Source organism: Collimonas rhizosphaerae, assembly GCF_038896935.1.
Lineage (GTDB): Bacteria > Pseudomonadota > Gammaproteobacteria > Burkholderiales > Burkholderiaceae_D > Collimonas > Collimonas rhizosphaerae.
Genome location: NZ_JBANDC010000010.1, coordinates 26,110 through 52,047, shown reverse-complemented (window position 1 = coordinate 52,047; position 25,938 = coordinate 26,110). Strand labels below are relative to the sequence as shown.

Annotated in this window: 32 protein-coding genes; 6 read left to right on the top strand and 26 right to left on the bottom strand. The window is 57.5% G+C overall.

The features are described 5' to 3' along the window. Positions 1-257 precede the first annotated feature (257 nt). The 3 genes from V8G57_RS15455 to mtoX are packed head-to-tail and all read right to left on the bottom strand — an operon-like array spanning position 258 to position 3,510. Positions 258-1,466 carry a cytochrome-c peroxidase gene (locus V8G57_RS15455; protein ID WP_342830106.1) on the bottom strand — a complete coding sequence of 403 codons (1,209 nt, stop codon included), beginning with the start codon at positions 1,464-1,466 and terminating at the stop codon, positions 258-260. Beyond that, the gene (locus V8G57_RS15450; protein ID WP_342830104.1) at positions 1,463-2,206 is read right to left on the bottom strand and encodes an SCO family protein; all 744 of its coding nucleotides are present in this window, start codon (positions 2,204-2,206) and stop codon (positions 1,463-1,465) included. Before V8G57_RS15450 ends, V8G57_RS15455 begins: the two co-directional genes overlap by 4 nt. Continuing rightward, positions 2,203-3,510, bottom strand: a complete 1,308-nt coding sequence (gene mtoX / locus V8G57_RS15445) for a methanethiol oxidase (RefSeq protein ID WP_342830103.1) — start codon at positions 3,508-3,510, stop codon at positions 2,203-2,205. Before mtoX ends, V8G57_RS15450 begins: the two co-directional genes overlap by 4 nt. Positions 3,511-3,838: 328 nt before the next feature. Here mtoX and V8G57_RS15440 point away from each other — a divergent pair, with 328 nt between their 5' ends. Next, positions 3,839-4,711, top strand: a complete 873-nt coding sequence (locus V8G57_RS15440; RefSeq protein WP_342830102.1) for a helix-turn-helix domain-containing protein — start codon at positions 3,839-3,841, stop codon at positions 4,709-4,711. Positions 4,712-4,731: 20 nt separating this feature from the next. Continuing rightward, positions 4,732-5,091, top strand: coding sequence for a nuclear transport factor 2 family protein (locus V8G57_RS15435; RefSeq protein WP_342830100.1), 360 nt, complete (start codon positions 4,732-4,734; stop codon positions 5,089-5,091). An 82-nt stretch (positions 5,092-5,173) separates the two neighbouring features. On the opposite strand, the gene V8G57_RS15430 is transcribed toward V8G57_RS15435, so the two are convergent. The 3 genes from V8G57_RS15430 to V8G57_RS15420 form a co-directional block, all read right to left on the bottom strand. Beyond that, entirely contained in the window at positions 5,174-5,752 is a 579-nt protein-coding gene (locus V8G57_RS15430; RefSeq protein WP_342830099.1) for a nucleotidyltransferase family protein, read from the bottom strand. A gap of 173 nt (positions 5,753-5,925) precedes the next feature. Then, entirely contained in the window at positions 5,926-6,603 is a 678-nt protein-coding gene (locus tag V8G57_RS15425; protein WP_342830098.1) for an HAD-IA family hydrolase, read from the bottom strand. Positions 6,604-6,707: 104 nt separating this feature from the next. Continuing rightward, complete coding sequence (locus tag V8G57_RS15420) at positions 6,708-7,352, bottom strand: dihydrofolate reductase family protein (protein ID WP_342830097.1); 645 nt, start codon at positions 7,350-7,352, stop codon at positions 6,708-6,710. A gap of 182 nt (positions 7,353-7,534) precedes the next feature. Here V8G57_RS15420 and V8G57_RS15415 point away from each other — a divergent pair, with 182 nt between their 5' ends. Further along, complete coding sequence (locus V8G57_RS15415; protein WP_092398099.1) at positions 7,535-7,999, top strand: RDD family protein; 465 nt, start codon at positions 7,535-7,537, stop codon at positions 7,997-7,999. 420 nt (positions 8,000-8,419) lie between these two features. Here the strand turns inward: V8G57_RS15415 and V8G57_RS15410 are convergent, their stop codons facing one another. The 7 genes from V8G57_RS15410 to V8G57_RS15380 form a co-directional block, all read right to left on the bottom strand. Continuing rightward, entirely contained in the window at positions 8,420-8,764 is a 345-nt protein-coding gene (locus V8G57_RS15410; protein WP_342830096.1) for a hypothetical protein, read from the bottom strand. 207 nt (positions 8,765-8,971) lie between these two features. Further along, a complete protein-coding gene (locus V8G57_RS15405) occupies positions 8,972-9,307 on the bottom strand; it encodes a hypothetical protein (RefSeq protein ID WP_342830095.1) in 336 nt (111 codons plus the stop codon). 132 nt (positions 9,308-9,439) lie between these two features. Next, positions 9,440-10,762 (bottom strand): MFS transporter, encoded by a 1,323-nt coding sequence (locus V8G57_RS15400; RefSeq protein ID WP_092398094.1) that lies wholly within the window; start codon positions 10,760-10,762, stop codon positions 9,440-9,442. Next, positions 10,759-11,088, bottom strand: coding sequence for a hypothetical protein (locus V8G57_RS15395; RefSeq protein WP_342830094.1), 330 nt, complete (start codon positions 11,086-11,088; stop codon positions 10,759-10,761). The genes V8G57_RS15400 and V8G57_RS15395 overlap by 4 nt, the downstream gene beginning before the upstream one ends. A gap of 2 nt (positions 11,089-11,090) precedes the next feature. Next, positions 11,091-11,654: an isochorismatase family protein gene (locus tag V8G57_RS15390; RefSeq protein ID WP_342830093.1), complete on the bottom strand. Its 564-nt coding sequence runs from the start codon at positions 11,652-11,654 to the stop codon at positions 11,091-11,093. A gap of 16 nt (positions 11,655-11,670) precedes the next feature. Further along, the gene (locus V8G57_RS15385) at positions 11,671-12,123 is read right to left on the bottom strand and encodes a MarR family winged helix-turn-helix transcriptional regulator (RefSeq protein WP_342830092.1); all 453 of its coding nucleotides are present in this window, start codon (positions 12,121-12,123) and stop codon (positions 11,671-11,673) included. A 118-nt stretch (positions 12,124-12,241) separates the two neighbouring features. After that, positions 12,242-13,132 (bottom strand): LysR family transcriptional regulator, encoded by an 891-nt coding sequence (locus tag V8G57_RS15380; RefSeq protein ID WP_342830091.1) that lies wholly within the window; start codon positions 13,130-13,132, stop codon positions 12,242-12,244. Between the two features lie 121 nt (positions 13,133-13,253). Here V8G57_RS15380 and V8G57_RS15375 point away from each other — a divergent pair, with 121 nt between their 5' ends. Continuing rightward, the gene (locus V8G57_RS15375) at positions 13,254-14,003 is read left to right on the top strand and encodes a sulfite exporter TauE/SafE family protein (protein ID WP_342830090.1); all 750 of its coding nucleotides are present in this window, start codon (positions 13,254-13,256) and stop codon (positions 14,001-14,003) included. Positions 14,004-14,134: 131 nt separating this feature from the next. Here V8G57_RS15375 and V8G57_RS15370 read toward each other — a convergent pair whose 3' ends face one another. The 4 genes from V8G57_RS15370 to V8G57_RS15355 all read right to left on the bottom strand — a co-directional run bounded on the left by V8G57_RS15370 (position 14,135) and on the right by V8G57_RS15355 (position 15,853). Beyond that, positions 14,135-14,347 carry a hypothetical protein gene (locus V8G57_RS15370; RefSeq protein ID WP_342830089.1) on the bottom strand — a complete coding sequence of 71 codons (213 nt, stop codon included), beginning with the start codon at positions 14,345-14,347 and terminating at the stop codon, positions 14,135-14,137. A 134-nt stretch (positions 14,348-14,481) separates the two neighbouring features. Then, on the bottom strand, positions 14,482-14,676 hold the full coding sequence (locus V8G57_RS15365; protein WP_092398082.1) for a hypothetical protein: 195 nt from the start codon (positions 14,674-14,676) through the stop codon (positions 14,482-14,484). 91 nt (positions 14,677-14,767) lie between these two features. Next, complete coding sequence (locus V8G57_RS15360) at positions 14,768-15,091, bottom strand: hypothetical protein (protein WP_092398080.1); 324 nt, start codon at positions 15,089-15,091, stop codon at positions 14,768-14,770. Positions 15,092-15,211: 120 nt separating this feature from the next. Further along, entirely contained in the window at positions 15,212-15,853 is a 642-nt protein-coding gene (locus V8G57_RS15355) for a LysE family translocator (RefSeq protein WP_092398078.1), read from the bottom strand. A 437-nt stretch (positions 15,854-16,290) separates the two neighbouring features. Between V8G57_RS15355 and V8G57_RS15350 the strand changes: the two genes are divergently transcribed. Together V8G57_RS15350 and V8G57_RS15345 are read left to right on the top strand one after the other, a co-directional pair. After that, positions 16,291-17,997 carry a sensor histidine kinase gene (locus V8G57_RS15350; protein WP_254785083.1) on the top strand — a complete coding sequence of 569 codons (1,707 nt, stop codon included), beginning with the start codon at positions 16,291-16,293 and terminating at the stop codon, positions 17,995-17,997. Between the two features lie 12 nt (positions 17,998-18,009). Beyond that, entirely contained in the window at positions 18,010-18,696 is a 687-nt protein-coding gene (locus V8G57_RS15345; protein ID WP_342830088.1) for a response regulator, read from the top strand. 7 nt (positions 18,697-18,703) lie between these two features. Here V8G57_RS15345 and V8G57_RS15340 read toward each other — a convergent pair whose 3' ends face one another. The 9 genes from V8G57_RS15340 to V8G57_RS15300 all read right to left on the bottom strand — a co-directional run bounded on the left by V8G57_RS15340 (position 18,704) and on the right by V8G57_RS15300 (position 25,931). After that, positions 18,704-19,618: a type II secretion system F family protein gene (locus V8G57_RS15340; RefSeq protein WP_092398074.1), complete on the bottom strand. Its 915-nt coding sequence runs from the start codon at positions 19,616-19,618 to the stop codon at positions 18,704-18,706. 11 nt (positions 19,619-19,629) lie between these two features. Continuing rightward, positions 19,630-20,622 (bottom strand): type II secretion system F family protein, encoded by a 993-nt coding sequence (locus V8G57_RS15335; protein WP_092398072.1) that lies wholly within the window; start codon positions 20,620-20,622, stop codon positions 19,630-19,632. Positions 20,623-20,635: 13 nt separating this feature from the next. Continuing rightward, entirely contained in the window at positions 20,636-21,982 is a 1,347-nt protein-coding gene (locus V8G57_RS15330) for a TadA family conjugal transfer-associated ATPase (RefSeq protein WP_342830087.1), read from the bottom strand. Positions 21,983-22,069: 87 nt separating this feature from the next. Then, on the bottom strand, positions 22,070-23,221 hold the full coding sequence (locus V8G57_RS15325) for a CpaE/TadZ family protein (RefSeq protein ID WP_342830086.1): 1,152 nt from the start codon (positions 23,219-23,221) through the stop codon (positions 22,070-22,072). Between the two features lie 17 nt (positions 23,222-23,238). Next, on the bottom strand, positions 23,239-23,673 hold the full coding sequence (locus V8G57_RS15320) for a TadE/TadG family type IV pilus assembly protein (protein WP_092398299.1): 435 nt from the start codon (positions 23,671-23,673) through the stop codon (positions 23,239-23,241). A 2-nt stretch (positions 23,674-23,675) separates the two neighbouring features. Beyond that, entirely contained in the window at positions 23,676-24,116 is a 441-nt protein-coding gene (locus V8G57_RS15315; protein WP_342830085.1) for a TadE/TadG family type IV pilus assembly protein, read from the bottom strand. A gap of 10 nt (positions 24,117-24,126) precedes the next feature. Next, positions 24,127-25,359 carry a Tad domain-containing protein gene (locus tag V8G57_RS15310; RefSeq protein ID WP_342830084.1) on the bottom strand — a complete coding sequence of 411 codons (1,233 nt, stop codon included), beginning with the start codon at positions 25,357-25,359 and terminating at the stop codon, positions 24,127-24,129. A gap of 114 nt (positions 25,360-25,473) precedes the next feature. Beyond that, positions 25,474-25,653 carry a Flp family type IVb pilin gene (locus V8G57_RS15305; protein WP_092398064.1) on the bottom strand — a complete coding sequence of 60 codons (180 nt, stop codon included), beginning with the start codon at positions 25,651-25,653 and terminating at the stop codon, positions 25,474-25,476. A gap of 65 nt (positions 25,654-25,718) precedes the next feature. Further along, positions 25,719-25,931, bottom strand: coding sequence for a Flp family type IVb pilin (locus V8G57_RS15300; RefSeq protein WP_092398062.1), 213 nt, complete (start codon positions 25,929-25,931; stop codon positions 25,719-25,721). Positions 25,932-25,938: the final 7 nt, after the last annotated feature.

Genomic DNA, 25,938 nt, shown 5'->3' with positions numbered 1-25,938 from the left:
GTCTCAAATAATTCTATGGCTAGCAATAACGGTCCTTAACGAGAATTTCTCATGTTCGTTACTGATAAACGGCGATGAATCGATGAAGTTATCCCAAGTCGTTCCGGTAATTTTACTTTTAAGAAAATGGTTCGCAGTAGTGCACTCTCGGGGAGCCAAGATTCTAAGGGGCCACATGCAAATGTGGCCCCTTTTCTTTTGTCTTTTTAGACGCCTTGTCAGACAGCACCTAACAAACTCCCCTTGCCCGTTGAAAATCAAGGTTTTCCGAGCAACCCACGCTCTTCGATGGCGAGGTCCCGAACCGATTCAATTGTATTGCCGCCGCTGGCGGCGGCGCGTGCCTGGACTGCCAAGCTTGTTGCATTGTCGCCGGTGAGCGCGCGGAGAAAGGCGAGCAGATCACGCTTTTCACCCGTGCTCAGATGCAGCGGTTTCAGCAAGGCATCTTTACCGGGATTGTCCTTGCCGCCGCGCTCATAAAATTCGATTACCTGTTCCAGTGTCGCCAGCGAGCCATCGTGCATGTAGGGCGCGGTGAGTGCAATGTTGCGCAAGGTCGGCGTGCGATAGGAGCCGCGGTCGGCGGCGTTGTGCGTGACTTCGTAGCGGCCGGCGTCGCTTGACGCAGCTTCGGAGATGCTTTGCAAAGTGCGCTCATCCATTGTCACACGCAAGCCCGGAGCAAGCTGGACGGCACGCATCGCCATCGCTTTCTCCGTGCCAGCCAGCCAGCCGACTCCTGTGTTGTGAAAGCGGCCGTCGGTAAACAGCGCGTTGTTCTTGTCCATGCTGTGGCAGGCGATGCAGTTGGCTTTGCCGGAAAAAATGCAGAAGCCGGCCTGTTCATTGCTGTTCATTGCAGTTTTGACCTGGCCGTAGTGCCAGCGATCGAAGCGGGAATCACCCGACAGCAGCGTGCGTTCATAGCCAGCGAGGGCGGCGCCTATGGTTTCCCGGTCGGCTTCCCGTCCGTTGAATGCGAATTCGAACATATGCCGATAATCCGGCAAGGCTTTGATCTTTCCGATCACATGATCGGCGGACGGATTCGCCATTTCATTTGTTGCCAGCAACGGCCCCCAGGCCTGGTTTTCCAGGCTATTTTCCCGCCCGTCATGGAACAGGCGCTGCACATAAGCGACATTCAAAAGGGTAGGCGCATTGCGGCGCAGGCTTTGCCCCTCGAAGCCGATGGGGGTCGCCAGTTCATTCGAAGTAAATCCTTGTTCAGGCACGTGACACATGGCGCAAGACATGGTGTCGTTGTACGACAGGCGCCGGTCCATGAACAGTTTGCGGCCCAGCTCGACCTGCGCCGGAGACGGCACAGCGGCATGCGGCACAGTCAGCGGCGGCAAGCCGAGCGTGCCGTCCGCCGCAGGCGCTGCACCGCTTTCATCGGCGCGCCGGCATGCGGTCAAGGCGCTTGCCAGCAGGCAGAGCGCCAGCAGCGGGAGTTTCATCGGACTTTGATGCCCTGCTCCATCAGCAAGGTCTTGATGTCGTTGAACATCATGTCATGCTGCAAGAAGGCCGGGCTGTATATTTCGCGAACCTGGCCGCGCGCATCGATCAGAAATACCTTGAGCATATGGCGCAGCAGCGGAATCCGCTGGCCGTCCGGCTGCGCCGAGGCGACTGAAACATCTTGTCCGAAGCCGTCCAGCAAGGGCAGCAAGTCGCTGCGCATGCGACTGGTCAGGAAATGCCACGGCACGCCCCGTGCATCGCGCGCATCTTTGCCGCCATAGTTGCGCATCGCCTCCGGAGTATCGTATTGCGGATCGAAACTCATGCTGACAAAGCGTACCTTGTCGCGCATGCCTGGACTGTCTTCGATGGATTTTTTCAGGTTGTGGAAGGTGGCATATGCCAGGGGACAGCCGCGGGCATCCGTGCAGTAGGTGTAGATGAAAGAGAACAGTGTGACCCTGCCGGTGACGTAGCGCGACAGCCTTTGCTGACTGCCGTCGCTGTCGAGCACCAATCCCTCGGGCGCGTTCATGATCCGTTGCAGCCGGTAAGTGCCGGCTAGAGGCGCCGCAAAGCCGGCGCGCTCCACTGCCTGCGCGCGGGTTGAGCAAAGCGACAGGGCGAGCGCGACCGCCAGCAGGGCCGTTGCCGGCAAGCGGCAGCGCTGCGGGACGGCGCGGAGGCCGCTGCTTTTGCGGGATAGGCGATGCGAAGAAATACCGAAACTCAAGAAACGTCCTGAGACGACCTGGCGCCGAACTTGATATGGTGCGCCCGGCCCAGCTTCAATTTGTAGAAATCGAGCTTCCATTGTTCCTGCAGCTGCTTGCCGTTCCAGCTATACAGCTTCAGGAACTGTTCGTCGTCGGCGCCCTTCTTGTCCCAGTTGGCCAGCAGGGAACTGCTGATGTAGACGCGCTTGCCATCCCAGCTCTGCGACACCATGTTCGCTTGCGCCCCGGTATGCTTGGCATAGATTTCCTTCGGCGCTTCCGGATTGCGAAGGTCGAAGTAGCGCGTCATGCCATCCATGAAGGTGTTGACCCACAGGCCTTTGCCGTCGGCGCTGATCGAGATGTCGACCGGCAGCGGCATCTTGGCCGGGTCGCCGATGTTCCCCACGTCCCTGGCTTGCCATTCGCCGCGCGCATCTTTCTTCACCAGCCACAGCTTCGAGGTCAGCGCGGTCGCGGTAATCGCCCAGTTGTCGCCCTCCTTCAGCGACCAGCGCACCTCCAGCGGGGCGCCCGGCACCTGCATGATTTTTTCCGGCCGCATGGTTTTCAGGTTCCACATCACCATGGTGTTGCCGAAGTGTTTTATGGCTGACCGGTCCTTGAGCAATTTGCCGAAATCCATCATGTAGTTGTTCCAGCCGGTAAAGCTGGATGTCAGCAGCGCGTTCATGGCGGGATTGATGCCGATATCGTAGCCGTAGCCATCGCCGCCCTGCGTGGTCGGCATGTTGTACTTGCTCAGGAATTCACCTTTGTTGTTGTACAGCGCCATGCCGGTAGCTCCGCCATGGTCCTTGGTGTTGGAGAGCGCGCCGACCAGCATGCGGCCCGGCAACGCATAGAAGGTATGCGGCCCCGCCAGTCCCGATTTGTCGGCAAAGTCGCTGATGGTCTTGACCAGTTTCGGCCGGGCCGGATCGCTGTGGATGTCGAAGACGTAGATCTGGTTGTCGTCCAGGCCGCCGGCCCACAGGAAGCGCCGGTCGTCGGTAAAGCCGGTATGGTGGGCTTCGCCGCGCGCGCCGACAGAGATGCTGGCTATCACTTTGCCGTAGTTTTTAGACATTGGATTGACGTCCACCGTCACCAGTTTGTCGAAGCCGTCTCCCATACCGCGCACGCCGAGCGTCCAGACATAGGCAAAGTCTTCCTGACCCTTGATCAGATTGGACATGTAGGGAGAGTTGCAGGTTTCATCGGCCGCAACCGGCTGGCTGGCGAATGCGCCGCATACAAGAATCGCCGCGCAACTCAAGGTCGCCGCGAGGGAGTATTTCCTGAAATAGTTGTTAGCCATTGCCTGCCTTTGAAATCAATGAATGGGGCCGATCTCCTGGATCAAAATCGAGGCAATAGTATCTCGTATCATATTGTCATCGTAGCTGTCAGAGCTGACAGGATGCGGCGCCGTTTTTCAAACGGCGCATCAAAAGCTTCCATCGGTCCGGACGTCGATCGCATCTTGGCCGTGCCGATATTTATTCCAGCCAAAGTAACCGCGGAGCTAGCCTCGGCTACGCTCCGATATCCACGACCGCACATCGGCTGCCATGCCGATCGAAATCGAGCACAAAATATCAAAACCCCGGATTTAAATACTTTTATCATTCGTCCATTAAGGAGAAATGATGAATTATCTCGATCAAATCCAGCGCGGCATCGACCATATCGAAGCCAATCTTGAGCAGCCGATTTCCATCAGTGCCGTTGCGCGCGAAACCGGGCTGAGCCAATGGCATTTTCAACGCATCTTCAAGGGATTGACGGGCGACACCGTCAAGGACTACATCCGCTCGAGAAGGCTCGGGAAAGCACTTGAGCAACTCTTGAACAGCGACAAAAAAATCATCGACATTGCAATGGAAGCGGATTTTGAAAGCCAGGAAAGCTTTACGCGGGCGTTTAAATCCGCGTTTGACACTACGCCGGCCGAATATCGCAAAGCAGGAAAGAGACGCCCATTTCCGCAGAAGGTAAAGTTCGACCAAGACTACCTTGAACATATCAGCAAGAGGATGAATACCGTCCCTGAAATTTATGCGCAAAAGGAAATGCATCTTGTGGGGCTAAGGACAAGCTTCTTTGGCACCGATTCGGAGAAAAACAATATCGGTGAAAAACTCCCGCCTCTGTGGCAGCAATTCCTTCCACGGCTATCCGAAATCAAGAACACGGTTGGCGGCACATGTTACGGCATCGTCAGGCAGATAACAGAGAACAGCGATGAGCTGGAATATTTTTGTGCGATTGAAGTGACGACGCTCACGGATATCCCGGACGGAATGCTGGCGATTGAAATCCCGGCATGCGCCTATGCCAAATTTACGCACAATGGCGCCGTCGGCTTGATCGACAACACCATCAACTACATTTATTCGACCTGGCTGCCGCGCAGCGGAAGAAGACACTCCAATACGGCCGATCTGGAGTTCTATGGCGCGGGCTATAACCCCAGCTCGGATGAATCGGTCATGCACTATGCCATCCCAATCAATTGATCACGACAGGAGCAGCCAACATGAATGCAGATCTTGAAAAGACGTGGGAAAAATATACCTCTGCCTGGAAAATGACAAGCAAGGCGGAAAGGCTGGCGACATTTTCAGAGGTGCTTGCCGATAACGCCGTTTACACAGACCCGCTGGTGCAAGCGGCATCGTGGGATGAGCTCATCGATTACATGGAGAATTTGCATCAGCAGATTCCCGGCGCCCATTTCGTCACGACCTCTTTCATGTCGCACCATCAAAAAAGCATCGCTAACTGGGAAATGAAAACGCAGGAGAACATCACGGTGGGGACCGGGATCAGTTACGGTGAGTATGATGATCAAGGAAGGCTGGTCAGCATGAACGGTTTTTTTGAGAGTAATTCTTGAACTTTAAAAACGAGGATTGTTAGACAGCGTTAGACCGCACCAGTATAGGAAGGAATTTTACAGCCAACTTTGCAGTGGATCCTTATTGCGCATCAGATTTGGTAATCAGCTGGATCTTAGGTCCGTCCATGACGGAAACGAGAAAATGATTTTTCTCTTCCAGTTTCCTCCGATACTCGGTCTGGCGATAGACAGTGAGTCCTATCTTTCGGCTTAATTTTTCTTCCACCTCGACCAGTTTCGGATAAAGGTCCGCACTGCCAATCCCATCGGCGAGCACAAACAAATCGACGTCGCTGAAAGCCGTATCCTCGTTTTTGGCAACTGAGCCATAGATGAAAGCAGACTCGATATGACTCTCAAACGGCAGCAGCATTTCCTTCAGGACCTGTTCCACGCCCTCGGTCTTGCGGATGATCGCGCTTAATTCCGCGTAAATTGGAGAGTCCGTGTTGGGCTTGTAGAGGATCACTTTGCCGAGCTCTTGCCTGATTAAGAGCCCCGCCTCCGTCAATCTTCCCAACTCGCGCTGAGCCGAGGCGGAGCCAAGTCCGGTATGACTCATGAGCGCGCGGAGATGCACTCCATCTGGGCGTGCAAATACGCTGACCAGGATGGCCTTGGTTGCCTTGGAGAAAAGTGCTTCGCTGATTTTACTCATGAGCCATATTTTAGCTCAATTGAGCCAAAATATGGCACGAATAATTTGATAGAGCAGAGGACTCTTGATCCCGCGGGCGCTTGTTGGAGCAAGCCGCCACGAGCCCCAACTGTCAGAATTTCTCCATGTGTCATTGCAAGACCTGAGCCCAGCTTTTTCAGCTTTCTTGTTAACTAGGTCGCCCGCTCTTCAAGCGAGACGAAACCATCTTCGTCAGCCTTGGCAAATATCTTTTCGTAGTTCTTGATCGTTGAGTGCGAGGCATCCGTTGGATGGCCATGGGTTTCAGTAACAACCAGCACCGTCGCACCAGCCGCCTCACCAGCAGCAATGCCGACCGGCGCATCTTCAAATATCAGACAGCTGCCGGCATCCACCCCCAGTTTCTGGGCCGCCAGCAGATAGCAATCCGGACTGGGTTTCCCGACAGCGACATCTTCAGCCGTCACAAGCACAGCCGGAACAGGAATGCCCGCCGCTTTCATGCGCCGGAGCGCCAGGTCCCTGGGAGCTGAGGTCGCAACGCCCCACACATTCGCCGGCAGCGATCTCAAAAAATCCGCCGCGCCAGGTATCTCGACAATGCCCTCGACATCGGTAATTTCCGCATCGGTGATCTTCAAGGCCTCCGCTTCAGGATCTATTCCCGGAAGTCCCAATCGGGTGATGGTGTCAACCGCGCGCGAGCCGTGCATGGTGGGCAGGAAGGATGCCAGCTCGAGGCCATGGCGCACCGCCCATGCACCCCAGATGCGTTCTGCCGCGGCTATCGAGTTGATGATGGTGCCATCCATATCGAAAAGAAAGGCACTGTATCGGCCTTCGGGTAACGACGAGCCACGACCTGCCATTTTCTGTTTCCTTCGCGCGCGAACTGGGGGTCTCCATTATCTCCGATATCAACGAGAAGCGCGCCAGGCGTCAAAGCCGGCCTCTTTTTTTATCTCGTGCGTTCTCAGGTTTTCGTCAGGACGACGTGGACCGCATGCGGCGTGGGAACGTACTCTGTGCACTGAAATCCGAGTTTCGGCATGTCGATGCCGGCCAGAAGATTTTCTCCACATCCGAGCAAGACCGGCGAAATGGCAAGGTGCAGTTCGTCGACGAGTCCTGCGCGCAGATATTGCCGGATCGTGGCGACGCCGCCGCCGATCCGGACATCGCGGCCGCCGGCAGCTTCGGTGGCGCGCTGGAGCGCAACGTGGATATCGTCGGTAACGAAGTGGAACACGGTGCCGCCCTCCATCGTGATCGACGGCCGGGCATGGTGGGTCAGCACGAAGACCTGGGTATGGTAAGGCGGATTGTCGCCCCACCATCCTTTCCAGGCATCGTCTGGCCAGGCGCCCCTGACGGGGCCGAACATGTTGCGCCCCATGATCCAGGCGCCGATGTTGTCGAAACTGCGCACGGCAAAGTCGTCATCCACGCCGGTCGCGCCGCCTTCGTTTCCGAACATTTTTTGAAACGTCCGCGTGGAGAAAGCCCATTGGTGCAACCCCATGCCGCCGACGCCGAGGGGATTGTCGAGATTCTGGCCAGGGCCTGCGCCGTAGCCGTCAAGGGATAGGGAGAAAGCGCGGACATAGAGTTTGGACATGGCTGCCGATCCTTTCAATTGACGCCGATGGCCCGATGTTGCCTGGACGCTGGCATTTGCAACTGCAGAGAACTTTCAAAGCAATAATATAGCACCACCGATTGCGCATATGCGAATGCGGCTTGGGATACACTGGACTCGGGTTGAAGCACCACCACAAGACATCGCTGACAGGATAAAAAATGAATGAACCGATCGAATACGAATATGTCGGATTCTGGCTGAGGGTCTGGGCCAGCCTGATTGACACGGTCCTGATGCTGGTCGTGATCTTCCCGATACTGTTCGCCATTTACGGACGCGAACAGCTGGCGTCCGGCGTGACGCTGAGCGGGCCGGCGAACATCCTGGTTTCCTACATACTGCCGGCGGCCGTGGTCATCGCGTTCTGGCAGGCGCGGCAGGCAACACCGGGGAAAATGGCGATAGGCGCCCGCATCGTCGACGCCAAGACAGGAGGCAAGCCGAGCTTCAAGCAGGAAGCGATCCGCTACCTGGGCTACTTCGTCTCGACCTTCCCTCTTTGTCTCGGGCTGATCTGGGTCGGGATCGACAAGCGCAAGCAGGGATGGCATGACAAGCTTGCCGGGACCGTTGTGGTACGACGGAAACATGGCGGCGCGGAGCCGGTCAGGTTTGGCGATTGATTCCGGCGCCGTGTTATCGCGCCACCCGAGGAAAACGCCGGCGCCAGCACCTCAGCCAAGACGAGGAAAAGTAAGAAAACGGAACTTCAGAACCCGTGGTTCCAGGCGCGGTTAGCGCGTTTCACGGCTGGAAACACGCGGTAGCCGCCTTTCCGGTAGTAGCGATACAGCTTTAAAAACGTTCTCATGTCGGCACTCTTGTAAAAAGTTGCGATTCGATCGCTTATTCATCACGGCAAACCCTGCAATAACGATTTTCCACAAGCCATGTGACAAAAGGATGACAAATCCGAAGTAGGCGCCGCCATCCGTCTCTTGTTGTAAAAACCCGTCAGTTCCGGTCAGGTACTGCGCCAACCTGCCTGTATTGGCGTTGGATCGACGGACAGGGCGGCAGCAATGCCCTGCCCGCTTACGTCATTATTTGCCGATCTGCTTGCTGACGCCGTTTTCCTGCTGGTTCAAGACCGCTTGTTCCGGCTTGGTGATGTGGCCGCCGTTTTGCTTGGCCATGTCGCGTTCTTCCTGGCGGATGGCATGGTCTTCCTTGTGCAGGTTCTTGGCTTGTGCCTTGCTGATTTCGCCTTCCTTGACTTCGTTCTTGATGCGCTGGTTCTGGTTATGCAGGCGATTGTTGACCTGCTCGCGGCGCGGGTGGTTCTTTTGCCAGGTGGTGTCGGCCATTGCGCTGCCGGCGGCGCTGGAAAATACAGCGACCAATGCGGTGAGAACAACTACTTTTCCTGAGCGATTGAGCTTGAACATGATGTATCCCCCTAAGTTGGCGTATGGATGTCAGATTAACTGCGGCTGCGTTTGATTAACGCCGGCTCGCAGCACGCCGCCTACAATACGAAATGTTTTTTCCGTAACCGGATGTAAACGCAGGCAGGCAGTCGTCATGCCCGCGCATCGATGCCGGGAAAAGCAAAAAGACAGGACCAGCCTGTCTTTTTGCTAAACGTGCATCGATTACTTAGGTGCGGCAGGTGCGGCTTCTTTCGCATCCACCTTGGCTTCAGTAGCGCTTGCCTTGGCCTTGGTTTTCGCTTTTACAGCCTTGTGGTGTGCCTTTACCTTGGTTTCCTTCGCATCGGCTTTAGCGTCCGCCACTTTGGCATCCGCCTTGGCAGCGGTTTTTGCTTCCATTGCATTGGCCTTGACGTCAGCTTTCTTTTCCTTGACATCGGCTTTGGCTGCCTGGGTGGCGGCTGCGGCCGGGGCTGCCGGCGCGGCTGGCGCGGCGGTCTGGGCGAAAACGGAAGTAGCAAACAAACCAGCGATCAGAGTAGCGATTAATTTATTCATTTGGGCACCTTTAGGTTACGTTGACTTCCTCATATTTCCTGAGGTCTTAAGCTACAAACGCGGGCCGCAAGGATGCTGTTGACCAGTGTTACATACCATTACAACTCGACATATGCCCACTCACCTTCTCGCTTACTGGATCTTCTGTTCACTGACTGTATGGCCGGGCCGGTGCAACACATTCATGGGGTCGCTATCGTCGATGCTGAAGCGCAGGCGGCCGGCGTCGATGCGTACTCGCAGGTGCCGATACCTGGCGAGATAATGGATTCCTACGATTGCTGCGGCAAGCCCCGCAGCGGCGCCGACGCCGAGCGCCCAGCGCGGGCCGAAGGTATCGGCTACCCAGCCCACCACGGGCGCGCCGACGGCCGTTCCGCCCAATGCCAAAGCGAGCAGGATCGCCATCACACGTCCACGCATGGCGGGTTCGGTCGACAGTTGCACCATGCTGTTCGCCGTGGTGTTGAAAGTTTGCGCGGATATGCCGATCAGAATCAGCACCAGGCCAAACAGCCAGTAGCTGGGCATGAAGGCTGCCAGCGCGCAGCCAAAGCCGAAGACGGCGGCGCCGGCCAGCAGGATCGCGATGCGCGGTTGCGCTCGCCTGGCCGAGAGCAGCGCGCCGGCGACCGAGCCGACCGCCATGATTGCCGTCAGCAGCCCGTAGCGGTCCGCCCCTGCATGGAACACGGTGACCGACATGGTGGAAATGAAGATCGGGAAGTTGAGCCCGAAGGTGCCGACCAGGAACAGCATGAGAAGCACGGCTTTGATGTCGGGCCGGCGCCAGACGTAGCGGAATCCTTGCAACAGGCTGCCGCGCGTGTGCGGCGCCCTGCTCCGCAGATGCAGCTGATCGGCGCGCAGCATGCCCAGCGCGCCGATGACGGCGGCGAACGAAGCGGCGTTGATCAGGAATACCCAGCCGGAACCGACGCCGGCGATGAGCAGGCCGGCGACCGCCGGCCCTATCATGCGTGCGGCGTTGAACGAGGCCGAATTCAGCGCCACCGCATTCGACAGTTCGGTTTCAGCCACCAGTTCCGAGACAAACGTCTGGCGCGCAGGCGAGTCGAACGCGGTGACGCAGCCGAGCAGGAATGCAAACAGGTAGACCTGCCACAGCTGGACCAGGCCGCTGACGGTAAGGATGCCCAGCCCCAGCGCCAGCGCACCCATCGCCGCCTGGGTAGCGATCAGGAGTTTGCGCCGGTCCAGGTGGTCGGCGGCAAAACCGGTCACCGGCAGCAACAGGAGATGGGGACCGAACTGCAGCGCCATGACGATGCCGACCGCGGTCGCATTCTTGTGGGTCAGCTGGGTCAGCACCAGCCAGTCCTGGGCGGTGCGCTGCATCCAGGTCCCGACATTGGATACCAGTGCGCCGCCGGCCCAGATCCGGTAGTTGAAATTGTTCAGCGAACGAAAGGTGCCTTGCGTCAGGGCGCTCATGCTTCTCCGGGCGAATTGCCGCCGTTGAAGCGTCCGAACCTGCGCGCCATGATCACGCCGGCGAGCAGCATGCCCAATCCCATGGCAATTGCATGGGCGGTGGAGCGCAAATCAAAATCGCCGACACGGCAGACAAGCAGGTAGGCAATCGCCAGGTTGAGAAAGCCCCACAGCACATTCACCGTGGAAGAAGACAATCCCTCGCCGGGCGGTTTGGCAAACGGGCTTTGGAACGGGCGCCCCATCACGCCGCACACCAGGTGCGGAACACAATTTGTGAGGAAAATGCCGCCGAAGAAATAAGAGACGCCGTGCAGCCATTCCATGGTCAGGCGCTCCGTTTATCAAGGAGATCGATGATCTCCCGGGTGCTGCCGCTTTCTCCCAGCCGCGGGAAAATCCGCGTGGTGCTGTTGATGTGGGCGTCGAGGTTGGTGTCGGTCATGGCGTCGACCGCGAGGGTGACGTGGAATCCGTGTTCATACGCCTGGCGCGCGGTCGACTCGACCCCGATGCTGGTGGAGACGCCGGCGATCACTACTTGCGTCACGCCCAGCTGCTTCAGGTGCGCATCGAGGCCGCTGCCGGTGAAGGCGCCCCAGGTGCGCTTGGTCACTGTATGGTCTTGCGGCTGCTGGTTCAGCTCAGGGACGATATCGGCCCAGCCGGCGGGAAGGTCGCCCAGGCTGCGGCCCTGATCGGTGCGGCCCGGCGCGCCGCCGGTGACGTTGACCAGCACCACCGGCAAATCGTGGCTGCGGAATGCACCTGCCAGCGCGGCGGCCCGCTGTACTACTTCGCTGGCTGGATGGACGGTAGGATAAGCGACGATGCCGTTCTGCAGGTCGACAAGGATGAGCGCGGTCTTCGGATCAAGCGTGGTGACTGCCATGGTGTTCTCCTTCTGGTTACGAATCGATGAGGCGCTTGAGCAGTTCGACGCCGGTTGCGAGCTGTTTTTGCTCTGCTTGCGTGAGCTTGCTGCGGATCGCCCGGAACAGCCAGTCGTCCTTCGCCGCGCGCGCGGCCTTGATCTTTTTCCGGCAGTCAGCGGTGAGCGACAGGATGGTCTGCCGGCCGTCGTTCGGATCCGGCATACCGCTCACCAGCCCGGCTGTCTTCAGCACGGCCAGCGTCTCGCCCATCGATTGCGGACGCATGCCCTGGGCGCGCGCGATGCTGGTCACGGTCGCCGGGCCTTCGCTTTCCAGCCAGACCAGGACTTGCAGCTGGGTCAGGCTGAAATCTCCCAGGTGCGACTGTTCACGCAGGCGCTGGCGCAGCTGGCCGATCAATACACGGATCTCTCCAGCTACGGCCAATGCGCGCGCAGCTTCGGGATCGCCTGCTCGTTCACTCATGCTTATGCCTTTATGGATAAGAAGGAAAACTACAAAGGTTACCTTCACATATGGATAATAGTCTCGCGCCCGGACGAAGTCAAGGATGGAGATGTGTGACGGAGCCCAGGGATGAAAATCAGCCGCTGGCGGCAGAAAGGTGTTCGAGCAGTTCCCGCGCATACTGCGGCAAGGCATCGGCATCGCGCGCACAGACGGCCAGCTGCCGGGTTGCCCAGGCGTCCGTCAACCGCACCGGCTGGATCGCCATCGAACGCTGGCAGCGCCGTGCCGCTGTCTCCGGCACGATGGCCAGGCCGACGCCGGACGCCACCATGTGGCAGATTGCTTCCAGGGTGCGTACACGTACCCGGAATGAAAGCGGGCTGCCGGCCCGCATGGCATGCTCATCGAGATAGTTTTGCAAGGGATTGCCGGCGCTCAGTCCGACGAACTGGCGGCCGGCCGCATGCTGGAAGGCGATGCGCTTGAGTTTTACCAGCGAATCGTCGCGCGGCGCCACCAGCACCAGGCGGTCGGTGGCGAAGGGAAACAGCTGCAGGCTGCCGTGGTCGGCGGTGGTCGAAATGATACCGATGTCGGCGGTGCCGAGCGACACTGCCTTGACGATGTCGGTGCTGGGCCGTTCTTTCAGGTCGATATCGATATTGGGGCGCGCGGCCAGGAACGGCGCCAGCGCCTTGGGCAAGAATTCGGTCATGGCGACCGTGTTGACCCACAGCCGGACATGGGCTTTGAGTCCCTTTGAATACTCCCCCAGTTCGCCCCTCAGCTGCTCCATTTGCGCCAGCACCAGCCGCGCATGGTGGGCCAGCGTATCGCCGGCCGGGGTCGGCTCGACGCCGCGCTGGCGCCGCTCCAGCAGCGGCAAGCCGATCAGCTCCTCCATGCCGCGCAGGCGCGCGCTGGCCGAGGGCAGCGACATGTTGGCCAGCGCCGCGCCATGGGTAATGCTGCCGGTTTCCAGAACCAGGAGAAACAGGCGGAGATCGGTCAGGTCGAAACGCATAAGCACGATGCTAGCAGCCTTCCAGCCTTAGACATAGCCTAAGGCTGGATACGATTCTTACGCATTGTGCGGCAGCGCCGGATCGAGAAAAATGCCACTGTCGCGTTTCTAGATCTCCGCCATGCTCCACTTTGACCTGCCACGATTGTCTGCCGTTTGCCTCATCTTCCTTGTCGCCGGGACAGTCAAGGGCGTGACCGGCATGGGATTGCCGACCGTCGCCATGGGACTGCTGGGAATCGCCATGCCGCCGGCAGCGGCAGCCTCGCTCCTGATCCTGCCGTCTTTCGTCACCAACATCTGGCAGCTGCTGACCGGCCCCGGATTCCTGGCGCTGGCCCGGCGGCTGTGGACCATGGTGGCCGGCATCACCGCCGGCACCGTTGCCGGCGCCTGGCTGATGACCAACGACAGCGCCGGCTGGACTGCAATAGCGCTCGGCGTCGTACTGGTGGTCTATGCACTGTTCGGGCTGGCTGCGCGCCAGCTGTCGTTTCCTGCGCGAATGGAACGACCTCTGTCGCCGCTGGTCGGTGTCGTCACTGGATTGATTACCGGCGGCACCGGCGTGTTCGTGATTCCGGCCGTGCCCTATATCCAGGCGCTGGGGCTGGACAAGGAGGAGCTGGTGCAGGCGCTGGGCCTGTCGTTCACCGTGTCGACCATCGCGCTGGCCATCGGCTTGCAGCGGCAAGGCGCCTTCCAGCTGGACGATATCGGAATCTCCGGCCTTGCGGTGCTGCCTGCATTGCTGGGGATGTGGCTGGGCCAGCATATCCGCCGGCGTGTCAGTCCTGCGACTTTCCGGCGCTGGTTTTTCATGTGCCTTGCCGTGCTCGGGCTGCAGCTGGCGCTGCGTCCGATCTTTTAGGCCATTGCTCAAAAGGAGGGAAATCATGCTCGCCGCCTTGCTTGAAACCGCAGGCACGCTCGGCATGCTGGCGAGTATCGCCGCGCATCTGCTATTCCTGCGACATGGCGCAGCTGGCTGCTGCCGCCGTTTTATCCCATGCCGCGCCCGCCGTCCTTGGCGGTCGCCATTTCAAACAGGTCGAATACGTCGCCGTAAAGGAAGGATTTTTTTACCGGCTGGCCGTACTCCGAAGGATTGTCGTAAGTCAGGATTTTCTGTTCGCAGTCATGCTTGGTCCGGGCAATGATGGCATCGGTCTTGTCGCCGTTCAGGCTTGCAGCTACCCAGTAAGTCAGCTTCATCTTTTCTCCCTGCCTCGATTCGGATTGATTGCGTCTTACAGTGACATATTTTTCGCGGTTTGTCTCGGGCGCTGAAACGGAAAAGAGGAATCTCCCGGGATGGGAAGATTCCTCTTCTGAATTGATCAAGGACTTTAAGCAGGCTGCTGAGGGTCATCGCCCGCCTTGCTTTCCTCTTCCTTGTTCTCGAGATGTTCGGTCACCGCTTCGACACCCTTGTAACCGGCAATGGCGGCTATGCCTTCGGTCAGTATGGATGCATTCGGATCCAGCTTCTTCACACCCTCGACTGCGACCACCGCGCCAATGACTTCTTCCAGGATACCCATGATTTATTCCTTAAGACATGTTCAGAAAAAACGACGCATGAAAATGCAAGAGACAGGATGATCCTGTCTCTTGCATTGTGCGCTACTTGGATTACTTAGGTGCGGCTACCGTGGTATCGGCCTTGGCTGCAGCCGGATCTGCCTTCACCTTGCCTGTGGCTTTGAAAGGCGTGTGATGGGTTTTTGCCTTAGCGGTCTTTTCGGTGGCGGCTGCCTTGGATTCGGTCTTGGCAACGGCCTTGGTTTCAACCTTAGGGGCCTTCACATCCGCCTTCACGTCTGCTTTTGCAGCCGGTGCGGTTACGCTTGCTGCTGCCGATGCAGCAGGCGCTGCAGGAGTTGCCGGGGCAGCTGCCTGGGCGAAAACAGAAGTAGCAAACAAGCCAGCGACCAGGGTTGCGAGTAATTTGTTCATGTGTGCACCTTTACATTATCTTGGTTACCTCAGGAAAATCCCGAGGGCTTGAGCAGATAACGAGGGCGATGCAGGTGCTGTTGACTACCCTTACAAACGATTACAATTCGACATACGGATTCAGGAGGCCTGGCGACGCAACGCCAGCAGCAGCGAGCCGAACGAAATGAAGGCGGTCCCCACCACCCGGTTCACCCATTTGGCGAACTGCGGCCTCACCAGCAGGTGCCTGGCGCGGGATGCCACTACGGCGTAGCTCAGGTGGGTGCTGTACGACAAGCTCATGAAGATGGCCATGAGGACCAGGAACTGCGGCAGCAGAGCCGCCTGGGCGTCGATGAACTGCGGGAACAGCGCCGTGAAAAACAATACTGCCTTGGGATTGGTCGCCGCCGTCAGGAAGGCTTCGCCATACAGCTTGCGAGGAGGCGGAGCAATCCCGGCCTGCCCTGCTTCCGATTCATAAGCGAGTCCGCCCGAGCCGGCGAACAGGTGCCGGATGCCGATATAAAACAGGTAGAGCGCGCCGCAAACCTTGACTGCCAAAAACAGCATGGCCGACGACTTGAGCAACACGCCAAGGCCAAGGATCGCCGCGGTGGACAGGCAGAACACGCCGGAAATATTGCCGAGGCCGGACCACATCACCGAGCGCGGACCATAGGTGGCGCCGTTGCGCAGGGACAGCAGGATCGACGGCCCGGGACTGAGGATGGACAGCGCCGCGAAGGCGGTATAGGTGAGGATAGTCTGCGTATGCATCGCGCGCCGGAGCCTTTCAAGCGATTTGTCGTATGGCCCCGCCCTGCCAGCCGGGATCTGTCTAGCCGCACAAGTATACGCGGAATCGCAACCAGGATGTTTCCATAGACCAAGCGGCTACCATTGCCGCTCCTTGCCGCCCTGACCATATGCTGACATCGGCCCATATCGCCAGCATCAAGATGTTGTGTCCGTAACGATCATTTACCGGCAGTGTCGACATCCAGCATTGACATAGCTATACCCGAGGGGCAATATATAAATTAACAATCAGTAACCAAATAAAATTAACAATTAAAAACATTTTCTCAAAAAAAATTTAGAGGAATTATCAAAAAAGCAGCAATTTGGTTTGGCGGTTTCCAGGCATCAGCGCGTCCATAAGGGGTATCCCCATAAAACTAACGCGCTAGGAAACAAAGGGAGGATCACGCTCTATGTTTTGGCGCGAGAACACTATGGGTGTCTACAGGCTAGACAAAAAAAACGAAATTGCGTTGAGCCTGGCCACGGACGCTGCTGACGCCCAAATGGTTAGCCGGATGCGACTGGTCCTGGCTGTGTCCGGCCTGCTGGCGATTTTTATCGACCCGTCAGGCTTAAGCGGCGTTGACCGTTCTACCTGGCTCATCTTTTCCGGGTATGTCTTCCACTGCATTGTCCTTTACATTTTTGCCCTGCTTAACAAGTCATTTTCACAGAGCAAGCTGATTCACTGGATGGATGTCTGCTGGTATGCACTGATCGTCCTGTTCACAGGCGGCATCAGCAGCTTTTTTTCCCTGTTCTTCTTTTTCGCCATTCTCACTGCGTCTTTCCGCTGGGGTTTCGAGGAAGGTGCGCGAATCACCATCGCCTCAGCGGTATTGCTTGCCGCATGCGGCTTGACGCTGGAGGCACAGCAAGACCTTCCCCGCTTATTGTTGCGCACCACCTTCTTGCTGACATTCGGCTACATGAGCGCACGCTGGGGGGAATCGAAACTGGAACTGAAGCGCCGGATTGCACTGCTGCGCGATGTCAGCCGGCTGTCGAATCCGCGTTTTGGGGTCGATCACACCATTACCTCTGTCCTGAAAAAGACATTGGTTTTTTTCAGGGGCAACAGCTGTATTCTGGTGACCCTGGACAAGGATTCCGCGACCTATTCCTTGCGGACGATAAAGGAAGGCGACGCAGAGCAATCAATCAACGCCGTGGAAGTCCGCGCAGAAGCGGCGTCCCGGCTCATGGTTTTTTCGCAAGACCAGATCGTTGCCTACTCCCGCCCCATTGGGCCTGCCATGTTCGTCCTCGGGGGATCCCAGGTATATGAAAGTGCGAGCGGCAAATGGACCAATCGCGAAGAACAGGCCAGCCAGAACATGGCCGAGCTGCTGGAGACAGATTCCTTTATCAGTGTTCCTTTGTCATTGAGAAAAGGCAACGGCCGCATTTATGTCATCTCGCGGAAAAATAGATTCAACAAAGCGGACGCCCTGTTTTTGAGCCATGTCGCTGAACAGGCGTTTCCTGTTCTCGATAACATCGAACTTCTCGATCGGATGGCCTCGGAGGCGGTTTCGCAAGAACGGAAAAAGATTGCACTGGATATCCACGATACCGCCATCCAGCCATACATCGGACTGAAAATGGGATTGAGCGCGTTACGGCACAAAGCTGCCCCAGACAATCCTCTGATCGACGATCTCGATAAATTGATCAGCATGGCGGCACAGGTGATAGGCGACCTGCGGCGCTATGCCGGCACCTTTAAAACCGCATCGGGAAAGACTGAGCCGATATTCCTGGCCATTCTGCGCCAGCAGGCGGCGCAAGTCAGGGAATTCTACGGAATCGATATCGCAGTCAGCATGGAAGGCGAACTTAACGTCAGCGACCGCCTGACTGCAGAGGTATTGCAGGTGGTGCGCGAGGGATTGAGCAACATCTGCAAACACACCGATGCCCAGCGCGGACTGGTCAAACTCCAGTGCGCAGACGGCTGGCTCAAGATCCAGATCGAAAATGAAGGCATCGGCACCCAGTCTATCGATTTCATGCCGCGTTCGATTACAGAGCGGGCTAGCGCACTGGGCGGGACGGCCCAGGTGAAGCAAGGCGTTGGCGGCGGCACCGCTGTATTGATCGAAATACCCGTTTAAAAAGGTGGCACCATGAAGCCGGCGGACGAAACCATTCGCGTAATGCTCATCGACGATCACCAGACGATGCTGTGGGGATTGGGTAAATTGATCGACGGTGAAAAACCGAAGATGGAAGTGGTCGGAACCGCAAGAACCTGCGAAGAAGCGCTTGCGAAAATCGACCAGCTGATTCCGGATGTCGTTTTGCTGGACCTTGACCTGGATGGGAAAAACGGCCTGGATATCCTCCCCGCCCTGCTGTCGAACCTGGTGTCGCGCGTCCTGATCTTAACCGGCGAACGCAAACAGGCGACACTGGATATAGCGGTTTTGCGCGGCGCCCGCGGGATATTGCGCAAAGACGCATCGGCGGAACAAGTGCTGAAGGCGATCGAAAAAACCCATCAAGGCGAATTGTGGCTGGACCGTGAAACGCTGGGCAGGGTATTCGGCGAACTCATGGTGCCGGCCGGGACGCCAAAGCAGGACATCGACACGAAAAAGAAAGCGACCCTGACAGCCAAGGAGCAAAAAATCATTCACACGATAGTCGAGGGAAGCGGCGCTTCGAACAAAGCGCTTTCGCAACGGCTATACATATCCGAGCACACCTTGTGCAACCACCTGACATCGATCTACCACAAGCTGGGCGTGAGCAATCGCCTTGAGTTGTACGTTTATGCAATCAAGCACCAGCTGGGGAGCCCGCATTCCTGATTGCAGCTCAATGGATTCCCCCGCTTAGCATTGGCATGATGGTCCTGATGATCTGAATCACGGCCGGTCCCATGATGACCATGATAATCGATGGGAATATGAAGACCACCAAAGGGAACAGCATTTTTGTCGGAACCTTGGCAGCCATTTCCTCGGCCCGCACCTGCCTCTTGTGCCGCAGGTCGTCGGAAAATACCCGCAGGGATTCGCCGATGCTTGTGCCGAACTTGTCTGCTTGCGTCAGCATGGTAGCGAATATGCTTATTTCCTCGACACCCGTGCGCAGCGCCAGGTTACGCAAGGATTTCTCGCGTGTTCCGCCCGCCCTCATTTCCAGATTGGTCAAGTGCAGTTCTTCTGCCAGGGCGACGCTTTTGATCCTGATTTCGTCAGCTACCTTGGTGAGGCCGGCATCCAGCCCTAAACCTGCCTCGATGCAAACCAGCATCAGGTCCGTGGCGTCGGGAAAACTTTCGAAAATTTCGCGCCTGCGCATTTTTATTTTCCAATGCAACAGGGCGTTAGGCAGGTAACAACCGATCATGGCTGCCAGCATCAGGTACAGCAGGAACGTCAAGCCCTGAAAGTGAGTCATTGTGCTCAGCGCCAGGTATGCCAACCCGGCAAAGAGCAGCGGCAGCAAGGTCTTGATGCCAAAATAAACCAGCCGCGCATCGTTATGCCGGATTCCGGCATTGAAAAACTTGAGCCGCAGCGGCGATTCCTCCCAGTTACCAGTGGGTGAAGACAGATTGGCAAAGGGGCCGACCAGATTCACCATGGTTTCCGTCCATTGCTGCTTCTCGGCCGGATCGGACATTGCCTGCAGCCGCTGCTCCGCTCTGGTTGGCGCCAGCCACAGGAACAATCCTGCCAGCCCCAGCGTTACAGCGAAGAAGACGAGTACGGAAAGTATGAGCATTTCGTTCTCCCTTATACCCGGATTCTGATTATTTTTCTTAAGACCAGAATGCCGAGAACCATCAAGACCAGCATGTATTTAATGATTGCAATGCCGATAGGATCGTGCCACAACGGCTTCATGAAATCCGGGTTCAGGAAACTCATGGCGGCCCCCAGTGCGAAGGGCATGAGCCCCAGGATCCAGGCCGACAGCCGCCCCTCGGACGACAGCACCCTCACCTTCGAAAGCAGTTTCAGGCGTTCACGAATCAGGCGGCTCAGATTGCCGAGCACATCGGTCAGGTTGCCGCCTGAATCGCGCTGGATCAGCACCGCCACCACGAAGTAACGCAGGTCGGTAATCGGTATGCGCTCGCTCAGGTTAGTCAATGCCTGTTGCAGCGATACGCCGAAATTGACTTCATCGTGGACGATGCGGAATTCGCCGGCAATCGGCTCAGCCATTTCGTCTCCGACCATTTGCAGGCCGGACGAAAACGCATGCCCGGAACGCAATGCCCTGGTGATCAGATCAAGCACATCTGGCAGCTGTTGCTCAATCCTGGCCAGGCGCCGGCTCCGTTTATGACGCACATACAGCAGCGGCAAAGCTGCCAGCGCAATGCCAAGCGCGGCGCCCAGCAGGAGCGATTGATGAACCAGAAAAGTCATCGCCAGGCAACCCGCCACTGCCAATGCCACGCACGACAGCAGCAGTTTGGATACGGTCCAGTCGAGCCCCGCCTGGAGGATGAACCGGTCCAGTCTGCGGGCCCTGGGAAGGCTCAGCAAGATGCGCTCGAATAACGGTATTTCGCTCAGCATCCGTTGTTTCAACAGCTGCGACTGCTTGGTTTTATCAAGGGAAGCGGACAGTGCCTGCAGCCGCTTCGAAATCTTCTTGGCTTCCGGGCCTCTGTATGATTTCCACATCATAAAGAAGCCTTCCAGAAGCAGGACCACCGCAACGAAAACAAGCACTGAAAAAACCAGGAAGGTGTTACCACCAATTGATTGCAGCATGATTTTCACTCCTTCAGTGGTAATGTTTAGCGGGATCGAACATTGTGTCCGGCAACACCACGCCAAACGAACGCAGGCGTTCAGTAAACTTCGGCCTCACGCCTGTTGCATGGAAATAGCCCTGGACATCGCCATCGATGCCAATCCCGGTTTGCTTGAAGGCGAATATCTCTTGCATGGTGATAATGTCGCCCTCCATTCCGGTCAGTTCCTGGATGCTGGTGATTTTCCGTTTGCCGTCGGTCAACCTGATAGCTTGGATCATGACCGTAATGGCTGAAGCAATTTGCTGCCGGGAAGCCTTGTGCGGCAAGTTGAGATTTGCCATGCCCACCATGTTTTCGAGCCGGGACAGCGCATCCCGCGGCGTATTGGCATGGATGGTCGTGAGCGATCCTTCATGGCCGGTGTTCATCGCCTGCAGCATGTCGGCTGCCTCGGGGCCGCGCACTTCGCCAATCACGATCCGGTCGGGCCGCATGCGCAGTGCGTTGCGCACCAATGCGCGCTGGGTAATCTCACCCTTGCCCTCGATATTCATCGGCCGCGTTTCCATGCGCACGACATGCGGCTGCTGCATCTGCAACTCGGCCGCGTCCTCGATTGTGACGATGCGCTCAGATACCGGAATGTAGCCGGACAGGATGTTCAGCAATGTCGTCTTGCCGGAACCGGTGCCGCCGGAGATGATCATGTTGACCTTGGCCTTGCTCAAGCCTTCCAGCATGAACGCCATGTCCGCAGTCAAGCTCTTGTACTCCTCGACCAGATTGCTCATCTTGAGGGGGATATGCGCGAAGCGGCGAATCGACATCATCGGCCCATCCAGCGCTACCGGCGGAATCACTGCGTTGACCCGGGATCCGTCCGGCAGCCTGGCGTCCACCATGGGGCTGGATTCATCTATCCGCCGGCCTACCAGCGACACGATTTTGTCGATGATGCGCAACAGGTGCTTCTCATCGGTAAAAGTGACATTGGTCAGTTCCAGCTTGCCCCTGCGCTCCACATATATCTGGTCGTAGGAGTTGACCAGGATATCGGACACGGTCGGATCGGCCATCAGCAATTCAAGCGGGCCGAAGCCCAGCATTTCGTGCTGGATGTCGCGGATCAGCGAGCGCCGTTCGATGTCGTTGACCACCGCTTGCTCTTCCTTCAGCAGGCGTTCGATCATCGTGGTGATTTCCTGGCGCAGCATTTCGGGAGCCAGGGTCTCCAGCGCAGCCAGATCAAACTTGTCCAGCAGCTTGAGATGCATCCGCCCCTTCAATATCTTGTATGCGTCGCTCGCGACTTGCCCCTGCGGATGCTCGACAGGCTCTATCCTGACGGCGTTGAGTTTTTCTCGAAAAGACATTTTCGTATGCTCCGGTTAGAGTTGCTGGCCTGCACTTGGGTCCGGCTGGAAATGGGTGGCTCTATTATTGCTCTGCCCTTGCACCATTTATGCCCGCCTGAACAAGCGTCCTAAAAATCCCCGATTTTCATCTTCCCTGGGGCTCAGCGACAGCGCGAACGCCGCCAGATTCTTGGTCACCGCATTGGAACGCGCCATGTCGATCATCGGGTCGCCGTGGTTGATCGATGCATTGACCTCTTTATACGAATTGGGGACGGTGTGCAGCGTCACCGGCCCTAAAGAACGCTGCATGCGATCGATGCCGATTTCATTGCTCTTCTCGAAGCGGTTGATGATCAGTTCGACCTTGTTCATCGGATAGCCCAAGGATTTGAATATCGTCAGCAGCTTGCTGGCATTCCGCAGGTAGGGCAGCCCCGCCTGCAATACCGGGAAAATCCGGTCAGCCCGATCCAGCGCCTTGATCGCAAGCCCGTCCAAGGTGCGGCCGACATCGAGCAATATGAAGTCGTACTGCGCTACCGCCAGGTTGAGGATGGCGTCGATATGTTCCGGTTTGAGCTCCATCGCTTGCGAAGGCTCTTCCGGCGCCGCCAGTATGCTGTAGTTCGGCGCCACCTTAACCGTGCTGGCCGTCAGGAACGACGCATCCAGCCGGCCGATGTCACGCGCCACATCGGCCAGGGTCGAGGCCGGCTCGCCGTCATGCACGAACGACAGCGCTTCGCCGAATTGCAGGTTCAGGTCGATCAGCAGCACAGACTTGGTTTGCGCCAGCTGGCAGCCGAGATTGGTCGCCAGGAACGTGGCGCCGCTGCCGCCCTTGCACGGCATGAACGCCAGTATCCTGCCCAGTGTCCTGGCAGGGCCGCCGATGCGTTTGGCCGCGATGCGGCTTACAGCGGCTTCCAGCGCAGCGGGGGTCACCGGCGACGGCAGCACTTCGCGCACGCCGGCGCGCATCGAATTGATCAGGAATTCCGGCGTGTGGGTAGCGCACAACAGAATCACCGCGATGCTCGGATGGTGGGTAGTAACGTATTCCACCTGGGCCAGTTCGGCCGGATCGCAGCACATGCCCTCCACCAGCATCAGGTCCGGCTGCTCCTGTTCGGCGACGATACGCATCCGGCTTTTGCCGCCTTCAATCAGCGTGGCCGAGTGCGAATACGTACCCAGGACCCGCCCCATCTCTTGCAGGTTATTGACATTGGGAGAAATCACGGCGATCTTCATTTTGTTTTCCCTGAGTGTTAGGAACAGATTGCGGCGCTGTTCGGGTCTAGCCGCATGGCTTCCCGCGGCAGATAAGTAGAAAACACAGGCATCGGGATTGCAGCCAGTGCCGCGCTGCCTGCGATGGGCGAGATCCACTGATAGTTGAGGCTGGTGATCGTTACCGTCACCCCTTCGCAAGTCGCCGCGGTGCATGCGGCAGGACTCCACGCCAGGTTGATGTCGACGATCTGCGGCAGCAGCGCCTGCATCTTCGCCAGGACTTTCGCCTTCTGGGTGGTGTCGTCGCACACCACTGCATAGCGTGCTCCGGCGCGCGTGGCCTCGGTCGCCGCACTCCAGCTATAGAGCATGCGGCTGAAGTCGGTGATTCCCAGCAGAAAAGTCAGGAAAACGATCAGCACCAGGGCGAACTCCACCACGGTGGCGCCGGATTGCGATTGCTTGTTCATGTTCATATCGAACTCCGCATGGTGGCGCTGATATTGCTGTATGTAATTTTCCCTGTCGAATCAGCGAACGCAACGCCAAACACGCTGCCATACAGGGGGACGAATTTATAGCCGCTCACGGTAACCTGCACGGTGTTGATCAGCGGGTTGGAGCCGGCGGTCTGCCAGGTCGGCGTCAGCACGTTGGCCACGCTAAGCCCCGGCGCCAAGGGCGTCCCGGTCCCGGCAACGTTCCCGTACACCACCAGGTTCTGTGCTTCGGCGACATGGGTTCCCGGCGTCTGCACCGACAGATAACGGACCGCATCCCGCACCGACTTGGTGATCGTGTTGTACTGGAATATCGCCCGGCCGAATTCCGTCGTGATGAAAGTGAGCAGCAGCAGCATCGGCAGGATCAAGGCAAATTCAACGAGCGCCGTGCCTTTCTGTCTGGTTTTCATGGTTGTCCTCTTATCTCACTAAAACCGGCACCAGCGGACCGGCCGCGCCGCCCGCCAATCCGTTGGTCGTACATGGGCTGCTGGTGCTGCCGCCATTGCCGCGAAATTCCAATTGCACGGTTACCGTGGGTCCGCTTAACGGCTGCAGCATGAACATGCAGGCGTAATCGATCACCTTGTTCGAGGCATCGACAATTGGCGCAGTTACCAGCCTTCTGCTGAAGCCGTACAAATTGTGCTGTCCCCCGGCGCCCGGCGTAGCCAAGTTCTTGAAGCTGTTCAATTTCAAGCCAGTGATGCCATCGCCGCCGTTCAGGCTGGTTCCCGTGTCGTCATAAGAAGCAAAGGCCGCGCGCTTGGCCATGAAGCTGGCTGCAGTCGGATCTGAACCCGCGGCCGGCGTTCCAGACCACGCATTTTGTGGCGATGCGTTCTTCCAATTGGCCGAGGTATATGCATAACCTGAGAAATCTGGATGGTTGACGCTAGGACCGGGATCGCTGTTCTTGTAAATGCCGAAACGATAGTTCCAGACAGTATCCACTGTAGTCTGGGCGCCTGGCGTCCCCAGTGTGTCACCTAGCTTGGTGCCGCAATATCCTGGCTCGCCCAGTTCATTTTTTGTCTCGCTGGCGCTATTGCTGCCATCCAGGTTGTACCAGCCCATTTCACCGTTGACCTGGGTGCCGTTGCCGAGCATGTTGACCCACTCGCCGATCGCGAATCCGTAATTCGGTGCTGTCCCGCCCGTCTTTGGCTTCAGCCCGATCGGGATCGGACAGGTGGTCTGGGCGCTGGCACGAGTCGCCACCGCGACTGCCAGGACATTTTGTGTATTCGTGTAGGTCGTCGCGTCGTTGGCAAAAGCGCCCATCGATTGCAGCAGCCACATGTTCAAGCCGGACTGCGTGTGCTGGCACTGCGCATATCTGGCGTTGGCGGCAGCGGCAGTGGCGCCGTAGGCGGCATCCTTGAAAGTGATATCCGCAGCGACTATCTTGCCCTGGCTGCTCCATGAGGAAGATTGGAAATTGACGTTATTCAAATTGCCGGCGGTAATGCCGGCATTGGTGGCGCGCGTCAACGCGTTGCTTTCGCCGTCGAGCTCTTGCGCTGCAGCCAGCGCGCAACTGTCCATCGCTGTCTGCAATTCTGTCTTCACGACGAACAGATGGCCAAAGTCGAGGGCAATTGCCATGAATCCCATCAAGAATAGCAGGACGAGCGATACGGTGACTATCACTGCCCCGTCCTGGCGATGACACTGACGCTGGATAGCAACACGGTCCACGATGACGCCTTTTTTAGAGTTATGACAAACAGACTTTTCGAGATTCCGTTTTTTTTTGCGGCAAAATCAGGCGCAGGTGCCGCCTGTCTTCAGGCAATTTGATACACGGGTAATAAAGTCAGAAAAGCTGGTTCCCGTGGTCAAAGCTTGAAGCGCGACGACCAGCGCTATCGATACGACAGCAATGATCAATGCGTACTCGACGACTTGGGCGCCGTCTTCCTCTTGCAAGAATCGATGCAGCATGACAATCTCCTTTTAACTGAATGGGCGAGCCGGCTATGCGGCCGGCTCGCCGGCACCAACTGAGATCAAGCGCATGTCCCGCCGGTCTTCAGGCAGTTTGTTACGCGGGTAATGAATTGCGAGAAGCCGCCTCCGGCTGCAGTCAGCGCATTCAATGCCACCACCAGCGCGATCGAGACGACAGCGATGATCAGCGCATATTCGACAACTTGAGCGCCGTCTTCGTCTTGCACGAAAGAACCGATGGATTGTTTGACCAATTTAAGATTAGCGTTCATTTCTTTA

What these genes read in the sequence shown, in the direction of transcription:
- V8G57_RS15455 (WP_342830106.1), bottom strand. Translation starts at nt 1,466, where the DNA reads ATGAAACTCCCGCTGCTGGCGCTCTGCCTGCTGGCAAGCGCCTTGACC.
- mtoX (WP_342830103.1), bottom strand. Translation starts at nt 3,510, where the DNA reads ATGGCTAACAACTATTTCAGGAAATACTCCCTCGCGGCGACCTTGAGT.
- V8G57_RS15440 (WP_342830102.1), top strand. Translation starts at nt 3,839, where the DNA reads ATGATGAATTATCTCGATCAAATCCAGCGCGGCATCGACCATATCGAA.
- V8G57_RS15435 (WP_342830100.1), top strand. Translation starts at nt 4,732, where the DNA reads ATGAATGCAGATCTTGAAAAGACGTGGGAAAAATATACCTCTGCCTGG.
- V8G57_RS15430 (WP_342830099.1), bottom strand. Translation starts at nt 5,752, where the DNA reads ATGAGTAAAATCAGCGAAGCACTTTTCTCCAAGGCAACCAAGGCCATC.
- V8G57_RS15425 (WP_342830098.1), bottom strand. Translation starts at nt 6,603, where the DNA reads ATGGCAGGTCGTGGCTCGTCGTTACCCGAAGGCCGATACAGTGCCTTT.
- V8G57_RS15420 (WP_342830097.1), bottom strand. Translation starts at nt 7,352, where the DNA reads ATGTCCAAACTCTATGTCCGCGCTTTCTCCCTATCCCTTGACGGCTAC.
- V8G57_RS15415 (WP_092398099.1), top strand. Translation starts at nt 7,535, where the DNA reads ATGAATGAACCGATCGAATACGAATATGTCGGATTCTGGCTGAGGGTC.
- V8G57_RS15410 (WP_342830096.1), bottom strand. Translation starts at nt 8,764, where the DNA reads ATGTTCAAGCTCAATCGCTCAGGAAAAGTAGTTGTTCTCACCGCATTG.
- V8G57_RS15405 (WP_342830095.1), bottom strand. Translation starts at nt 9,307, where the DNA reads ATGAATAAATTAATCGCTACTCTGATCGCTGGTTTGTTTGCTACTTCC.
- V8G57_RS15400 (WP_092398094.1), bottom strand. Translation starts at nt 10,762, where the DNA reads ATGAGCGCCCTGACGCAAGGCACCTTTCGTTCGCTGAACAATTTCAAC.
- V8G57_RS15395 (WP_342830094.1), bottom strand. Translation starts at nt 11,088, where the DNA reads ATGGAATGGCTGCACGGCGTCTCTTATTTCTTCGGCGGCATTTTCCTC.
- V8G57_RS15390 (WP_342830093.1), bottom strand. Translation starts at nt 11,654, where the DNA reads ATGGCAGTCACCACGCTTGATCCGAAGACCGCGCTCATCCTTGTCGAC.
- V8G57_RS15385 (WP_342830092.1), bottom strand. Translation starts at nt 12,123, where the DNA reads ATGAGTGAACGAGCAGGCGATCCCGAAGCTGCGCGCGCATTGGCCGTA.
- V8G57_RS15380 (WP_342830091.1), bottom strand. Translation starts at nt 13,132, where the DNA reads ATGCGTTTCGACCTGACCGATCTCCGCCTGTTTCTCCTGGTTCTGGAA.
- V8G57_RS15375 (WP_342830090.1), top strand. Translation starts at nt 13,254, where the DNA reads ATGCTCCACTTTGACCTGCCACGATTGTCTGCCGTTTGCCTCATCTTC.
- V8G57_RS15370 (WP_342830089.1), bottom strand. Translation starts at nt 14,347, where the DNA reads ATGAAGCTGACTTACTGGGTAGCTGCAAGCCTGAACGGCGACAAGACC.
- V8G57_RS15365 (WP_092398082.1), bottom strand. Translation starts at nt 14,676, where the DNA reads ATGGGTATCCTGGAAGAAGTCATTGGCGCGGTGGTCGCAGTCGAGGGT.
- V8G57_RS15360 (WP_092398080.1), bottom strand. Translation starts at nt 15,091, where the DNA reads ATGAACAAATTACTCGCAACCCTGGTCGCTGGCTTGTTTGCTACTTCT.
- V8G57_RS15355 (WP_092398078.1), bottom strand. Translation starts at nt 15,853, where the DNA reads ATGCATACGCAGACTATCCTCACCTATACCGCCTTCGCGGCGCTGTCC.
- V8G57_RS15350 (WP_254785083.1), top strand. Translation starts at nt 16,291, where the DNA reads ATGTTTTGGCGCGAGAACACTATGGGTGTCTACAGGCTAGACAAAAAA.
- V8G57_RS15345 (WP_342830088.1), top strand. Translation starts at nt 18,010, where the DNA reads ATGAAGCCGGCGGACGAAACCATTCGCGTAATGCTCATCGACGATCAC.
- V8G57_RS15340 (WP_092398074.1), bottom strand. Translation starts at nt 19,618, where the DNA reads ATGCTCATACTTTCCGTACTCGTCTTCTTCGCTGTAACGCTGGGGCTG.
- V8G57_RS15335 (WP_092398072.1), bottom strand. Translation starts at nt 20,622, where the DNA reads ATGCTGCAATCAATTGGTGGTAACACCTTCCTGGTTTTTTCAGTGCTT.
- V8G57_RS15330 (WP_342830087.1), bottom strand. Translation starts at nt 21,982, where the DNA reads ATGTCTTTTCGAGAAAAACTCAACGCCGTCAGGATAGAGCCTGTCGAG.
- V8G57_RS15325 (WP_342830086.1), bottom strand. Translation starts at nt 23,221, where the DNA reads ATGAAGATCGCCGTGATTTCTCCCAATGTCAATAACCTGCAAGAGATG.
- V8G57_RS15320 (WP_092398299.1), bottom strand. Translation starts at nt 23,673, where the DNA reads ATGAACAAGCAATCGCAATCCGGCGCCACCGTGGTGGAGTTCGCCCTG.
- V8G57_RS15315 (WP_342830085.1), bottom strand. Translation starts at nt 24,116, where the DNA reads ATGAAAACCAGACAGAAAGGCACGGCGCTCGTTGAATTTGCCTTGATC.
- V8G57_RS15305 (WP_092398064.1), bottom strand. Translation starts at nt 25,653, where the DNA reads ATGCTGCATCGATTCTTGCAAGAGGAAGACGGCGCCCAAGTCGTCGAG.
- V8G57_RS15300 (WP_092398062.1), bottom strand. Translation starts at nt 25,931, where the DNA reads ATGAACGCTAATCTTAAATTGGTCAAACAATCCATCGGTTCTTTCGTG.